13 protein-coding genes are annotated in these 13,668 nt (G+C 32.8%); 2 read left to right on the top strand and 11 right to left on the bottom strand.

Annotation, left to right across the window (positions count from 1 at the left end; all coding sequences use genetic code 11):
* Nucleotides 1-87: 87 nt before the first annotated feature.
* Nucleotides 88-882, bottom strand: coding sequence for a DUF2797 domain-containing protein (locus tag B0A75_RS11840; RefSeq protein WP_089054485.1), 795 nt, complete (start codon nt 880-882; stop codon nt 88-90).
* 225 nt (nt 883-1,107) lie between these two features.
* On the opposite strand from B0A75_RS11840, the gene B0A75_RS11835 reads away from it, so the two are divergent.
* On the top strand, nt 1,108-2,616 hold the full coding sequence (locus B0A75_RS11835) for a GH3 auxin-responsive promoter family protein (protein ID WP_089054484.1): 1,509 nt from the start codon (nt 1,108-1,110) through the stop codon (nt 2,614-2,616).
* A 460-nt stretch (nt 2,617-3,076) separates the two neighbouring features.
* Here the strand turns inward: B0A75_RS11835 and serB are convergent, their stop codons facing one another.
* From serB to B0A75_RS11805, 6 genes are all read right to left on the bottom strand, one after another.
* Nucleotides 3,077-4,306 (bottom strand): phosphoserine phosphatase SerB, encoded by a 1,230-nt coding sequence (serB, locus tag B0A75_RS11830; RefSeq protein ID WP_089054483.1) that lies wholly within the window; start codon nt 4,304-4,306, stop codon nt 3,077-3,079.
* Nucleotides 4,307-4,551: 245 nt separating this feature from the next.
* The gene (locus B0A75_RS11825; RefSeq protein ID WP_089054482.1) at nt 4,552-4,989 is read right to left on the bottom strand and encodes a VOC family protein; all 438 of its coding nucleotides are present in this window, start codon (nt 4,987-4,989) and stop codon (nt 4,552-4,554) included.
* Between the two features lie 59 nt (nt 4,990-5,048).
* Nucleotides 5,049-5,486, bottom strand: a complete 438-nt coding sequence (locus tag B0A75_RS11820) for an SRPBCC domain-containing protein (protein ID WP_089054481.1) — start codon at nt 5,484-5,486, stop codon at nt 5,049-5,051.
* 2 nt (nt 5,487-5,488) lie between these two features.
* Nucleotides 5,489-5,896: a VOC family protein gene (locus tag B0A75_RS11815; protein WP_089054480.1), complete on the bottom strand. Its 408-nt coding sequence runs from the start codon at nt 5,894-5,896 to the stop codon at nt 5,489-5,491.
* Nucleotides 5,897-6,003: 107 nt separating this feature from the next.
* Nucleotides 6,004-6,408: an SRPBCC family protein gene (locus tag B0A75_RS11810; RefSeq protein WP_089054479.1), complete on the bottom strand. Its 405-nt coding sequence runs from the start codon at nt 6,406-6,408 to the stop codon at nt 6,004-6,006.
* A gap of 43 nt (nt 6,409-6,451) precedes the next feature.
* A complete protein-coding gene (locus B0A75_RS11805; protein WP_089054478.1) occupies nt 6,452-6,862 on the bottom strand; it encodes a VOC family protein in 411 nt (136 codons plus the stop codon).
* A gap of 143 nt (nt 6,863-7,005) precedes the next feature.
* On the opposite strand from B0A75_RS11805, the gene B0A75_RS11800 reads away from it, so the two are divergent.
* Nucleotides 7,006-7,971 (top strand): GlxA family transcriptional regulator, encoded by a 966-nt coding sequence (locus B0A75_RS11800; RefSeq protein ID WP_089054477.1) that lies wholly within the window; start codon nt 7,006-7,008, stop codon nt 7,969-7,971.
* A 486-nt stretch (nt 7,972-8,457) separates the two neighbouring features.
* On the opposite strand, the gene B0A75_RS11790 is transcribed toward B0A75_RS11800, so the two are convergent.
* From B0A75_RS11790 to B0A75_RS11775, 4 genes are all read right to left on the bottom strand, one after another.
* Nucleotides 8,458-9,666, bottom strand: a complete 1,209-nt coding sequence (locus tag B0A75_RS11790) for a hypothetical protein (RefSeq protein ID WP_089054475.1) — start codon at nt 9,664-9,666, stop codon at nt 8,458-8,460.
* Nucleotides 9,667-9,872: 206 nt separating this feature from the next.
* Complete coding sequence (gene clpX / locus B0A75_RS11785; protein WP_089054474.1) at nt 9,873-11,105, bottom strand: ATP-dependent Clp protease ATP-binding subunit ClpX; 1,233 nt, start codon at nt 11,103-11,105, stop codon at nt 9,873-9,875.
* Nucleotides 11,106-11,273: 168 nt separating this feature from the next.
* Entirely contained in the window at nt 11,274-11,948 is a 675-nt protein-coding gene (gene clpP, locus B0A75_RS11780; RefSeq protein ID WP_089054473.1) for an ATP-dependent Clp endopeptidase proteolytic subunit ClpP, read from the bottom strand.
* 348 nt (nt 11,949-12,296) lie between these two features.
* Nucleotides 12,297-13,619 (bottom strand): trigger factor, encoded by a 1,323-nt coding sequence (locus tag B0A75_RS11775; RefSeq protein WP_089054472.1) that lies wholly within the window; start codon nt 13,617-13,619, stop codon nt 12,297-12,299.
* Nucleotides 13,620-13,668: the final 49 nt, after the last annotated feature.

Here is a 13,668-nt window from a genome sequence, read left to right as displayed (position 1 = left end):
AAAGAGACATAAAAATACAATATTAATTTCATAAACAACAAAACACTAGATAGTTACGACTAAAAAATCGACAGACAGGTAAATTCCTTAGACGTTTATATTGACTACATATCCTTCAGAACCGCGAATATTAAAGACCGTTCCGTTTTCGAAAATTAAATATTGACCTTTAATTCCAATTAGTTTTCCTTGAAATGAAGGTGTTTTATCCAGATTCAAACTTGCTACTTTTGATGGGTAATTCAAAACGGGATAGTTTAACTCGTATACATCGTTTTTCTCAGTGTAAAAATAATCTTTAACCTCTGCAGGGATTAGGTTTTCTACTTTTGCTTTTTCAAGAATCAAATCGCAAGATTCTGCAGTACTCTGCAGCATTTTTCTCCAATTCGTTTTATCGGCATAATGATCTTTTAATGCAACCTCAGTAATTCCAGCCAAATAGCGATTTGGAACTTCAACAATTGTAATTGCCTGCGTCGCGCCTTGATCAATCCATCGTGTCGGAACTTGCGTTTTACGCGTTACTCCTACTTTTATCTCACTTGACAATGCCAGATAAACAATATGTGGCTGCAATTGTACTTTTTGTTCATATTCTAAATCTCGATCAGCAACTCCTAAATGTGCCGTACTCAATTCTGGTCTCATGATCCAGTCGCCCACAGCTGGACTTGAATAAAAACACTCGTAACAAAAACCTTGTCTGTAGATTTTTTTCTTTTTATGGCAATTCAAACACTCGTAACCTGCAAAATTAATCTCAATCTCTTTATTCAATAACTGATTAACGTTGATAAAACTGTCCTCAAAAACCAAATAATATTGAATTGGGTTTCCTAGTTCAGTCTGCATTTTTGTAAGTACGCCTTGATATTGCATTTAATTTTAGGTTTTAGATTACTGATTTAAAAATTTTAGATTCAGTTCTGAGAAGTTCGGCTTTTGAAGTAGAATCTTTGCCTTAAATAGAATTGTTTTTTGCAAAAAAACACTATTTTTGATACAACGGCAAAGTTAATATTTGTCTGTCGATATTCAAATTTTAAGTTTCGTGTTTTTTACGTCAATCTGTAAAGACTAACATCTAAAATCTAAAATTCACTCATGCCCTTATCCATTATAAATTCTTTCGCTTCTTGGGTCCTGAAACAAAGGATACATCAAATAGAACTTTTTCTAAAATATCCAAATGAAGTTCAAGAAGAACTCTTGCATAATTTATTGACAGCATCAGAAAACACAGTTGTAGGAAGACAGTATGACTTTGCATCTATAAATTCTTATCAAACTTTTGCAGAAAGGGTTCCTATTTCAAGTTACGAAGAACTGCAGCCTTTGATTGAACGCACGCGTCAGGGTGAACAAGGTGTTTTTTGGGAGTCACCGATTAAATGGTTTGCCAAATCGAGCGGTACTACAAATGCCAAAAGTAAATTTATCCCTGTTAGTAACGAAGCTTTAGAAGATTGTCATTATAAAGGAAGTAAAGATTTACTTTGTTTGTATTTGAATAATAATGAGGATTCTGAATTGTTTCTTGGAAAGAGTCTTCGCTTAGGCGGAAGTTCTCAAATATATGAAAACAACAATACTTTCTTTGGCGATTTATCGGCAATTTTGATCGAAAATATGCCTATTTGGGCAGAATTCAGCAGTACGCCAAGCAGTAAAACTTCGTTAATGAGCGAATGGGAAACTAAAATTGCTGCGATTATAAATGAAACAAAAAACGAGAATGTAACCAGTTTTGCAGGAGTTCCTTCGTGGATGCTGGTTTTAATGAATAAAGTTTTAGAAAATACGGGCAAGCAAAGTTTATTAGAACTTTGGCCAAATCTAGAAGTATATTTTCATGGAGGTGTAAGTTTTTCTCCTTATAGAGAACAATACAAGAAAATTTTGCCGAGTAAAGATTTTAAATATTACGAGATTTACAATGCTTCTGAAGGCTTTTTTGCGATTCAGGATTTAAACAATTCCAGCGATTTATTATTGATGCTCGATTACGGGATTTTCTATGAGTTTATTCCAATGGAGACTTTTGGAACTCCAAATCAAAAAGTGGTTCGTTTAGCTGATGTAGAATTGAATAAAAACTACGCTATTGTTATTACAACCAATTCTGGTTTATGGCGTTATTTAATTGGCGATACGGTTCGTTTTACGTCTTTAAATCCTTACAGAATAAGAGTTACTGGAAGAACAAAACATCATATTAATGTTTTTGGCGAAGAATTAATGGTCGAAAACACCGATCAAGCCATTGCAAAAGCCTGTCAAATTACGCATACCGAAGTTATCGATTATACGGTTGCTCCTATTTTTATGCAGGACAAAGAAAAAGGCGCACACGAATGGATGATCGAGTTCAAGAAAAAACCTGCCGATGTTGGTCTTTTCCAAAAAGTACTTGATGAAACGCTGCAAACTTTAAACTCTGATTACGAAGCGAAACGCTACAACAATATGACACTAAATCCTTTGGTGATTAATGTAGCTCGCGAAAACTTATTTTATGACTGGCTTAAAGAAAGAGATAAATTAGGGGGACAGCATAAGATTCCGAGACTTTCAAATCAAAGAGATTATTTAGAGCAGTTGAAGGAGATGTAGGATTTAAGACTTACCACGAATTTCACTAATTAGCACGAATTTTAATATCTATTTTTCCATAGCCACTAGCTTTAGCTAGTGGTATAAATGCATCTTTTCTTGGCTTTAGCCAAATTCTACATGCCTAATTAATTTGGCTAAAGCCAAAAATCTATTCAATCAATATTACTCCAGCTAAAGCAGGAGGTAATTGATAATAAAAAATGCTTTTTAAAACTTGTCTTTTCTCTTAAAGATTAATTCCACTAAGTCGCATGAGGACTATCCGTTCCAAAGGGACATGCCCATAAAAAAACCTTAGCTTTTATTGAAAAACTAAGGTTTGTTTGTTTTATTTAGGTTCTATTTGTCTTTTCGACGTAAGGAGAAATCACACACAATAATCGACAAAGATTGACGATTCACTTTATGGAGTTTCAATTGTGATTTCTCCTTACGTCGAAATGACAAACTGTTTTATTTACATCATATCAATATATCGATCATGGTATCCTAAAAGATATAAAACTCCGTCAAGTCCTAAACTTGAAATTGATGTTGACGCGCTTTCTTTTACTTTTGGTTTTGCGTGGAAAGCAATTCCTAAACCGGCTAAGTTTAACATTGGTAAATCGTTTGCTCCGTCTCCAACAGCAATGGTTTGGTTGATGTGAATTCCTTCTTTTTCGGCGATAGCTTTTAGATGTTCAGCTTTCTTTTGTCCATCTACAATATCACCTAAATATTTACCGGTTAATTTTCCGTCTTTAATCTCTAATTGATTCGCATGCACATAATCAATTCCGAGTTCTTTTTGAAGATAATCTCCAAAATAAGTGAAACCTCCAGAAAGAATTGCGGTTTTATAGCCGTAATATTTTAGGGCTTTCATCAAACGATGTGCTCCTTGTGTAATGGGTAAATTTATGGCAACATTATGCAAAACTTCTTCGCTTAAACCTTCTAACAAAGCCATACGCTGCTTGAAGCTTTCGTTGAAATCAATTTCTCCGTTCATTGCCGATTCTGTGATTGCTCTTACTTGAGGTCCTACTCCATTCAACTCTGCCAGTTCATCTATAACTTCAGTTTGAATTAAAGTTGAATCCATATCAAAGCATACTAAACGACGGTTTCGTCTGTAAATATTATCTTCTTGAAAAGAAATGTCTACGTTTAAGGTTCTGGAAATTTCCATAAAACTTGCCGTCATGGCAATCTTATCTACAATATCTCCTGTTAGTGATAATTGTATACAAGATCTTGGATATTCTTCTTTTTCGACAACAGAAGTTCTTCCTGTTAATCTTATTATAGAAACGATATTTAAATTTTGATCGGACAAAAGTTTTGCTACGGCAGCTAATTGCGACGCAGCCAATTTTTCTCCTAAAATATTAATGATATAACGTTGCTTAGATTGCGTTTTTACCCACTTTTCGTAATCTTCAAGGGAAATCGGAATAAACTTTACTTTCACTTCTAATTCATAAGCTTTAAACAGCAAATCTTTCAAAACTGGACCAGAAGTAGAACCTGCTTCGATCTCAAACAAAATTCCTAAAGAAAGCGTGTCATGAATATCGGCTTGTCCAATATCAAGAATAACAGCATCATAAGCCGCTAATACCGCTGTTAAACCAGCTGTAACTCCTGGTTTATCATGTCCTGAAACTTTTAATAAAATAATTTCTTTATTCTCTATTGCCATCTTATCTGAATTGATTTTACGAAGCGACAAAAATCGACAATCTCTTGGTGATAAAAAAGAATAACAGTTGTTTTTTTACAGCAAAAAAGCACATTATTATGTGCTTTCTATGAGTAATTTAACAATTATGTTCCGCTATTAAAATAACATAACAAAATGTAATTTTGATTTCTTTCAGCTTCAAATTCACGTTTTTTTTTAAAACTCGATGCTTACATAATTTGTGAATTTGCAGCGTTAAAAAATTATTTTGGAGTTTGATCAAAGTTTACCATCCAGTTGATGCCAAATCTATCAGTGAACATTCCGAAATAAGCGCCCCAAAATGTTTTATCCATTGGCATAAAAACGTTCCCGCCTTCTGAAAGTCCGTTAAAAATTCGGTCTGCTTCTTCTGTACTTTCTACATTAACCGAAACAGAAAAATTTCCTCCAAAAGCAACATCGCCTGATTGTTCGGTGCTGTCGCTTCCCATTAAGATGGTATTCCCAATAGGCAGTGAAACGTGCATGATACGGTTGGCTTCTTTTTCTGAAACTTGAGTACAGCCGCCATCTTCAGCAGCAGGCATATCTTTAAATTTTCCGATATATGGAAATTCTCCGCCAAATACGGATTTGTAATGTAGAAATGCTTCTTCGCAATTTCCATTAAAAACTAAATAAGGATTTACTGTTGTCATGATTTTTTGTTTTTTATTTGTTACTACATCTTTGTTCTAATTGATTTTTTTACTGTAATTTACATCTCCGAAATTTCTTTAACTACCTCTAAACCTTTTGGAAAAACTTCTTTAAAATAATCGACAAATTTTTCGCCCGAATCGACCTGCGCAATCAAATCTGTAAATTCATCATCTCGAATTAATCTGTAAGTTTCCATTGCCCCGCTCCATTTTTTTGTTTCTTCGTTGAGAGGCTGTTCTTTAAAATCTTTTATTTCGCCTATATGCTTAAAAGCCATATATTCGTTTGGTGTTTTTGTTTCGATTATACTATACATTCCTTCTCCGTTTGGTGACATAAAATGTATTTTATCACCCTCGTTCCAGTCGCTTATAGTATGAGATCCTTCACAAAAAACACTAGTCCATTTTTTATACGTTTCCTCATCCCATAAAACACTCCAAACTTTTTCGGCCGAAGCTTTAATTCGTATTTTAAATTCTAAGGTTTCCATAATTAAGATAATTTAGCAAAATCCATAAATAGAACATTCCATCGATGACCGTCTGTATCAGCAAAACCGAAGCCATACATCCAACCTTGACTTTCAGCTGGCGGAGCAAAAATAGTACCGCCGGCATCCTGCACTTTTTGAGCTAGTTCATCGACTTCTTCTTTGCTTTCTGCATCAATCGAAATCAAAACTTCAGAGCTTAATTTTGTATCAGTTAAATTGTTTTGAGAAAAACTCGCAAAAAGTGATTCTTCAAAAAGCATTACCACAAATTTCCCTTCACCAACGACCATACAGGTTGAACTTGGCGTATCATGTTCTTCATTAAAAGAGAATCCTATTTTCGAAAAAAAAGCTTTTGAAACCGCCACCTCTTTCACTGGCAGATTCAGCCATATTTGCTTTGTCATTTTTTGATGTTTTTCGTTAAACTTATTTTTTAAAGTGCTAAGGTTCTAAGGCGCTAAGTTTTTCCCTTTGAACCTTTGCTTCTTTGCAACTTTGTTCCCTAAAAAAATTAATTATTCTCTACATATCTTTTAAAGTTATCCAAAATGGCCTGCCAGCCGCCGCGCTGCATTTCTTCAGGATTTTGAGTTTCTGGGTCAAAACTTTCAATAATTTCTACTCCATTCTCCGTTTCCTTAAAAGTAATTTCAACTTTTCTGCCGTCGGCCATTATGTATTCAATATTTTCATTTGGCTGCACCAGTGTGTATTCACCTTCAAAATCAAAACTCATACTGCCATCTTTTGCTGCCATAGTCGATTTGAACTTTCCGCCTTCTTGCAAATCATTTTCGGCATAAGGTGTGTGCCAATCTGGAGAGGCAAAACTCCATTTTGTGATATGTTCCGGTAAAGTCCAAAAATCCCAAACTTTGTTTATTGATGCATTGACTGTATTTTGTACTGTTATCATTGTTTATATTTTTTTTTAAATTATACTTTGATTTATACTGTAATTACATTTGATCCGGAATCTGAGTTTCATCCATAAAGAAAACTTCCCAATGATGTCCGTCTAAATCTAAAAAAGTTCTTTGATACATCCATCCATAATCGTTTGCTTTTTGATAATCTGTTCCTCCTGCTTTGACTGCTTTGTCTATTATTTCGTCGACCTCTTTACGTGTTTCAACAGAAATAGAAATAAGAACTTCGCTGGTTGTATTTGAATCACAAATCTCTTTATCGGTAAACGTTTTATAAAACTCTTCAAGCAAAAGCATTACATTTATGTTTTTACCAATAACAATACAGGCTCCCTTTTCATTTGTAAATTTCAAATTGGTAGAAAACCCCAATTCATTAAAAAATGAAATTGCTCTTTTTAAATCTTTTACAGCAAGATTTATATAAATTTTTGTCTCCATAATATCTAAAGTTACAAATTATTTAAAGCAAATTTAGAATATTACTATCGGCTTTAGGATACAATAAAAGTCAACTTTAGGGGCATTTGAGACATTTTACTTACATTTGTTACATCATTAATCTTGCAAAAAACCACAGAATCATGAGCACAAGAGTAGGTTTAATCGTCCCTCACGAGTATAAATTGTTGAGTATTGCTGCAATTTTAGAAGTGTTTGAAACAGCTAATAAATTAAGCAAAGAACCTGAAAAACCATTTAATATTATGGTTTTTCAATCAGTAGAACAAATTAATGAGGAATCTTTATTTGGATATGAAACCAACTCTATTGAAACTTCAAACAAAGTTTTGGATTTGATTTTGATTCCTGCTTTCACTACTGATGATATGAGCGGAATGATCGCAAAAAATAAAAACTTTATTCCGTGGTTAAAAAAACAGCACCAATCTGGAGCTGAACTGGCGAGTTTTTGCACAGGAGCATTTTTGTTTGCTGCATCAGGATTATTAAACGAAAAACTGGCTACTACTCATGTTGATGCCTGCAGTGCTTTTACAAAAGCTTTTCCGATGGTAAAACTAAAACCAGAAGAAACTTTAACTGCTGATGGCAGTTTGTATACAAGCGGCGGTTCGACCTCAACATTTCATTTGCTAATTCTTTTAGTTCAAAAATATTGCGGCAATGAAATTGCAGTACAAATTGCCAAGATTTTCTCTATTGATTTAAATCGATACAAACAAAGTTATTTCAGTACTTTTAGGCCAAATCATCTGCATAATGATACTTTGGTTGCTATGTTACAGCATAAAATTGAAAGCCAATACCACAGCATAGAAAAACTGGAAGAAATCACAAAAGACATTCCCACGAGTGCCAGAAACATGACGCGTCGTTTTAAACAAGTTACCGGGATTCCGCCAATTGAATATCTGCAAAATATTAGAGTGGAGAGTTCTAAAAAATATCTTGAACAAACACAGCTTTCTATTTCAGAGATTATTGAAAAAACGGGATATAATGACCCGAAAGCTTTTAGAAAAGTATTTTATAAAATGGTTGGAATGAAACCTATTGAATATCGAGAAAAGTTTAGGGTGCAATAGAAAATTTTAAAAAAAAACCTGCTCAATTTAATGAACAGGTTTAAAAGTAAACTTTGACAAAGTTGTTTGAGATAAGAAGCAATTTCCATGCTTTTCAATAATCATAAAAATGAAGATTTCACCTCTGTTTCTTTTTTATTAACACAATCACACAAATTGACGATATTATAAAAGTCAAAAAAAGAAATAAAAACAAAAAATCTATTCTTTTATAATTAGTTATTAAACTAGGTATCTGTGTTATTAATAAACCTAAAAAGCAAAAAGACAAAATTTTATTGACTTTGCTAATAAGAAAAACAATTAAAGTTGCCAATATAGGCAAAACAAGAAATCCTTCCCAAAATATCGAATTTGAATTACCAAATAGATCAGTAATAAATTGACGTAAACAATATAATAAAAAAGCAAAATATGGAATTCCATTTTCACTAAGCCCTGGTAGCATTAAAAATGAAATTATTGCTACTATTTTTAGAATTTTTATTATGGACATGTTCTTTTTGTTTTTGGTGCATAACTTGGATTAGAAGTATGATTTGGCACTTTTTGTAATGTGTTTGCAACTGTAACAGGTGTCTCGAACGAATTATTACTTGCAACTCCCACAATATTCAATACATCAGCTGTAAAATCTGAACAATTATTAGCATCTAAATCGTACCAACTATTTTGATATTTTTCTGACAAAGATATAATTTTCTGTAATTGCTGTGGAGTAATTTGTCCTATATTTCCTGATACATCATAAGCATGCTCCCCATTTTCACCCATTATTCCTGGTCCAGAAAATGATTTATCATATCCGTTTTCTGGATAAAATCCATAAATCATTACATTATTACCTTGCGAAATAGATATAAAAGCATGACCTACATTAACCTTTGCTAAATTAGTTTTTTCTGCATAAACGGTTAAATTTGCACTTGCTGCTGTATTTAAGCAACTTAAGAACTTTTTAATATCACTTATGGGTAATTTTGGAGGAGGAGGCATAATTACATCTGTCAAATCAGCAGAAAAGATTTCGCGACCTGCATCCCAAGAATAGTACTCAACTCCATTATAATCATTGTATCCACCTCCATACATATTATTATTGCCAAATAAGCTATAAGATCCAAACATATCTAATGCATATACCAATTGATAATTGTTTTCAACTACAACTTCGTTTAATCGTATAGCTTTGCCACTTGTAGATTTTACAGTATTATTTTCAACAAAATAACTTACAATAACTCCATTTTTTGCCCTGTATCCGCTAATAAAATTACCATCCAAAGAGTAAGAAAATAACGTCCCTGAAAAACTTCCTATAACAGAATTCTCATCAGGGTACATTGTAAAAACTGCACTCTTAATTTCGTTTTCAACCTTCAATAATAATACTCTATCATTTTGAAGATTATTGTTTGTTGCCAAGGGTATTACTGTTAACAACTGATTGGTACCATTAATTTTTTCTTGTGAAATTTTATCAAACTCTAGATTCTCAAATTTGTTGTTTGCTGATTTTCCAAAAGAATTAATTTTTGAATTTGTCAGAAAATTTTTTGCTTCATCAAGAGTGACCGTCTGAATTTTACTTTGCTGCTGATTTGATGAATCATCATCTTTTTGACACCTCAAAAAAGTGACTGAAATTATCATTACAATACTTAAAATAATAATTTTTTGAATTTTTTGCTTCATAATTTACAATATTTAAGATTAAAACTACAAACTAAATATATAGAATAAATTCCTACAATAAGTTTGTTTTGTACGAATTTATTTGAATTACCCGAAAACGGGTTGAAATTCTAAAAAAAGCATAAAAAAACCTATTCAAATAAATGAACAGGTTTATAAAAAAAACTTTGTCAAAGTTTTGAACTTTGACAAAGTAATATCAAGATTTAAGAAGCAATTTCCATACGCTTCAATAAGTTTTTACTTAAAGTATGCTCTGCATAATCTTTATCGATCGATAAAACTTTATCATCAGAACTTGGCAGTTCATACATTGCATCTGTTAAGATTGCTTCGCAAAGCGAACGTAATCCACGAGCTCCTAATTTATACTCTAATGCCTTATCAACAATAAAATCTAATGCTTCATCTGTAATAGTAAATTCAACCTCATCCATTAAAAATAATTTCTGATATTGTTTTACTAATGCATTTTTAGGCTGTGTTAGAATAGCACGAAGTGTTTCGCGATCTAACGGATCCATATGTGTTAAAACTGGCAAACGACCTATAATCTCTGGAATCAATCCAAAATCCTTAATATCTTTTGGAATAATATATTGCAGTAAATTGTCTTTGTCAATATTATCGACATTTTTAGAAGTTGAATATCCAACTGCTTGACGGTTTAAACGTTTTGAAATAATACGCTCCACTCCATCAAAAGCTCCTCCGGCAATAAACAAGATGTTTTGAGTATTCACCTCTACAAATTTTTGATCTGGGTGTTTACGTCCTCCTTTTGGCGGTACGTTTACAACTGTTCCTTCTAATAGTTTTAATAATGCCTGTTGAACACCTTCTCCAGAAACGTCACGCGTTATTGATGGATTATCGCTCTTGCGTGCAATTTTATCAATTTCATCAATAAACACAATTCCTCTTTCGGCTTTGGTTACATCATAATCCGCAGCTTGCAGTAAGCGTGTCAAAATGCTTTCAACATCTTCTCCTACATAACCTGCCTCTGTTAATACAGTTGCATCAACAATAGCCAAAGGAACGTCTAACATTTTTGCGATTGTTTTAGCAACTAATGTTTTTCCTGTTCCGGTTTGACCAACCATGATAATGTTACTTTTTTCAATCTCTACTTCATCATCTAATTGCTGTTGCATTAAACGTTTGTAGTGATTGTAAACTGCAACCGACATTACTTTTTTAGTCTGGTCTTGTCCGATAACGTATTGATCTAAGAAAGCTCTAATTTCTTTTGGTTTCTTTAAAATTAAGTCCCCTACAAGTTTTGAACTTCCGCTTGATTTTAATTCTTCTAATACAATTCCGTGTGCTTGTTCAATACACTTGTCACAGATATGTGCATTGATACCCGCGATTAATAAATTAGTTTCTGGCTTTTTTCTTCCACAAAACGAACATTCTAATACTACTTTTGCCATTCTTTATTTAAGTTACTAAGCTGCAAAGATACTAAGTTTCTAAGCTTTTCAATTAAAACTTTAAAACTTAACTCCTTACAGCTTAATATTTTTATTTTTTTATTTAAAATTTAAATCGCAAAGAACACTTAGAACCTTAGTGTCTTAGCAACTTAGAAGCTTAAAAGATTATCCTCTTCTTAATACTTCATCAATCATTCCGTATTCTTTTGCTTCGTCAGCAATCATCCAGTAATCACGCTCACTGTCTTTGTGTACTTTATCAAAAGTTTGTCCTGAATGCTGCGAGATGATGTTGTATAATTCATCTTTCAATTTCAACATTTCGCGTAAGTTGATTTCCATATCAGTTGCAACTCCTTGTGCTCCCCCTGATGGCTGGTGAATCATAACTCTTGAATGTGGTAAAGCCGAACGTTTTCCTGCCGCTCCTGCACATAATAAAACCGCTCCCATAGAAGCTGCCATTCCTGTACAAATTGTTGCTACGTCTGGCTTGATGTATTGCATCGTGTCATAAATTCCTAATCCTGCATAAACGCTTCCTCCTGGAGAGTTTAAGTAAATTTGGATATCTTTTGAAGCATCAGCACTTTCTAAAAATAGTAATTGAGCTTGAACGATGTTTGCAATTTGATCATCGATACCTGTTCCTAAAAAAATAATTCTATCCATCATCAATCTTGAAAACACATCTAATTGAGAAATATTCAACTGACGTTCTTCGATAATATATGGAGTCATATTAGTTGGATTCATCGCTGCTATGATTTTGTCATAGTACATCGCGTTTACTCCTTGGTGCTTTGTAGCAAATTTTTTGAATTCTTTACCGTAGTTCATATGTATCTGTTCTAAGTTTTACTTTATTTAATGTATATATTCTTTTATCAAAGGTTGTACCTCTTTCTAAAGGATGTCAATTTGTCTTCTTTTTTAAAATACTAAGGTTTCAAGCTGCTATCCCGATAGTTATCGGGACTAAGTTTTTTTTTTAACTAAGAAACGTTCACCAACTGAAACCTGAAACAAAAAAAAAGAACGTCAATAGAAGAAAAACTTCCATTGACGTTCAAATATAATTATTTTTATCTTTCAGTTTCTGTAATAAAATCTTAATTTTTAAAATCAAGTTAATGAAGTCTGCTTCTTAACTTTTGACTTTACAACTTTCGACTTTCAGACTAAAATTTATTCTCCGTAAGAAGCAGCAATAAATTCTTCGTAAGTTACTTCTTTAGTTGTTGGATTTGCTTTTTCTTTAAACAATTCTAACAATTTCTCTGCTACAACTTGCTCAGAAAGTCTTTTCACCTCTTCTTGGTTAGATAAAACTCTTGCTACAATTCCTTGAACTTCTTCGTCAGTTGGGTTAGTTTGACCAAATTGAGCCATTTGTTGTTTGATAGCGTTTGTTGTAAAAGCTTTCAAATCATCAAATGTAATTTGGATATTGCTTTGAGCCATAGCTTTTCCTTCGATTAATTGAAAACGTAAACCTTTTTCAGATCTTGCGTATTCCACTTCAGCTTCTTCTGCAGAAAGTTTTTTCTCTCCAACAGTTTGTAACCATTTTTTAAGGAATTCAGCTGGTAAATCAAATTTTGTGCTTTCGATCAAGAAATCTTGAACGTCTAATAATAATTTTTGATCTGCTTGTTGTGCAAATTGAGCTTCAGCGTCTTCTTTAATTTTAGATTTTAAATCTTCTAAAGAAGCTACTTTTCCTTCTCCAAAAAGTTTATCAAATAACTCTTGGTTTAATTCAGCTAATTCAGCTCCGTTGATTGCTTCGATTGTAAAGTTTACTTCGATATCTAAACCGTGAACATCATCATGAGATACTTTTAAGTAATCCATTAATTGGTGATCGTCTTCAAATAAACCTTTTGTGCTTACTGCAACAACATCTCCAACTTTTTTACCGATGAATTTATCTCCAGCAGCTTTATTGAAAGTAGATAATGAAATTGTAGTTGTATTGTTGATACCTTTTTCTTCGTTTGAGAAAGTTCCAGTTAAATCAGAATCTGCAGACACCACTTCTTGCGGGATTGCTTTTCCGAATTGTTTTTGGATACGCTCTACTTGACCGTCGATTAATTTATCATCAGCCGTTACGATATATTTTACGATATTATTTTTTGCTTCTAAATCAATTTCGAAGTTTGGAACTAAACCAATTTCATATTCGAAAGTTAGTTCTTCAGCATCCCAATCAAAGTTTTCGTTTTCTTTAGCAAGAGGAGTTCCTAAAAGATTTAATCTTTCAGATTGAACAAAACGCTCTAAAGCTAAATCAACTACTTTTTTAACTTCTTCTTGCTTGATCGCTTTTCCGTATTGTTTTTCAACAAGGTCTTTAGGAACTTGTCCTTTTCTAAAACCTTTCACGGTAGCCAATGGCATTTTTTCGTTTATTCTTTTTGCTACTTGACCTTTATAATCCATGTGAACAACGTTTAATACAATCGTTTCATTCACAGCGTCTATTGCTACTCTTTTAATATCCATCTTCTTCTTTAATTTACATAATAAAATTGGGTTGCAAAATTATAAAATT

Source organism: Flavobacterium oncorhynchi (genome assembly GCF_002217355.1).
GTDB lineage: Bacteria > Bacteroidota > Bacteroidia > Flavobacteriales > Flavobacteriaceae > Flavobacterium > Flavobacterium oncorhynchi.
This window is presented reverse-complemented; position numbering and strand designations above follow the sequence as displayed.

Excerpts from the sequence above, each read along its gene's own strand:
- B0A75_RS11820 (WP_089054481.1), bottom strand. The coding sequence starts at position 5,486 with ATGGAAACCTTAGAATTTAAAATACGAATTAAAGCTTCGGCCGAAAAA.
- B0A75_RS11835 (WP_089054484.1), top strand. The coding sequence starts at position 1,108 with ATGCCCTTATCCATTATAAATTCTTTCGCTTCTTGGGTCCTGAAACAA.
- serB (WP_089054483.1), bottom strand. The coding sequence starts at position 4,306 with ATGGCAATAGAGAATAAAGAAATTATTTTATTAAAAGTTTCAGGACAT.
- B0A75_RS11775 (WP_089054472.1), bottom strand. The coding sequence starts at position 13,619 with ATGGATATTAAAAGAGTAGCAATAGACGCTGTGAATGAAACGATTGTA.
- B0A75_RS11815 (WP_089054480.1), bottom strand. The coding sequence starts at position 5,896 with ATGACAAAGCAAATATGGCTGAATCTGCCAGTGAAAGAGGTGGCGGTT.
- B0A75_RS11810 (WP_089054479.1), bottom strand. The coding sequence starts at position 6,408 with ATGATAACAGTACAAAATACAGTCAATGCATCAATAAACAAAGTTTGG.
- B0A75_RS11825 (WP_089054482.1), bottom strand. The coding sequence starts at position 4,989 with ATGACAACAGTAAATCCTTATTTAGTTTTTAATGGAAATTGCGAAGAA.
- B0A75_RS11840 (WP_089054485.1), bottom strand. The coding sequence starts at position 882 with ATGCAATATCAAGGCGTACTTACAAAAATGCAGACTGAACTAGGAAAC.
- clpX (WP_089054474.1), bottom strand. The coding sequence starts at position 11,105 with ATGGCAAAAGTAGTATTAGAATGTTCGTTTTGTGGAAGAAAAAAGCCA.
- B0A75_RS11800 (WP_089054477.1), top strand. The coding sequence starts at position 7,006 with ATGAGCACAAGAGTAGGTTTAATCGTCCCTCACGAGTATAAATTGTTG.
- B0A75_RS11790 (WP_089054475.1), bottom strand. The coding sequence starts at position 9,666 with ATGAAGCAAAAAATTCAAAAAATTATTATTTTAAGTATTGTAATGATA.
- B0A75_RS11805 (WP_089054478.1), bottom strand. The coding sequence starts at position 6,862 with ATGGAGACAAAAATTTATATAAATCTTGCTGTAAAAGATTTAAAAAGA.
- clpP (WP_089054473.1), bottom strand. The coding sequence starts at position 11,948 with ATGAACTACGGTAAAGAATTCAAAAAATTTGCTACAAAGCACCAAGGA.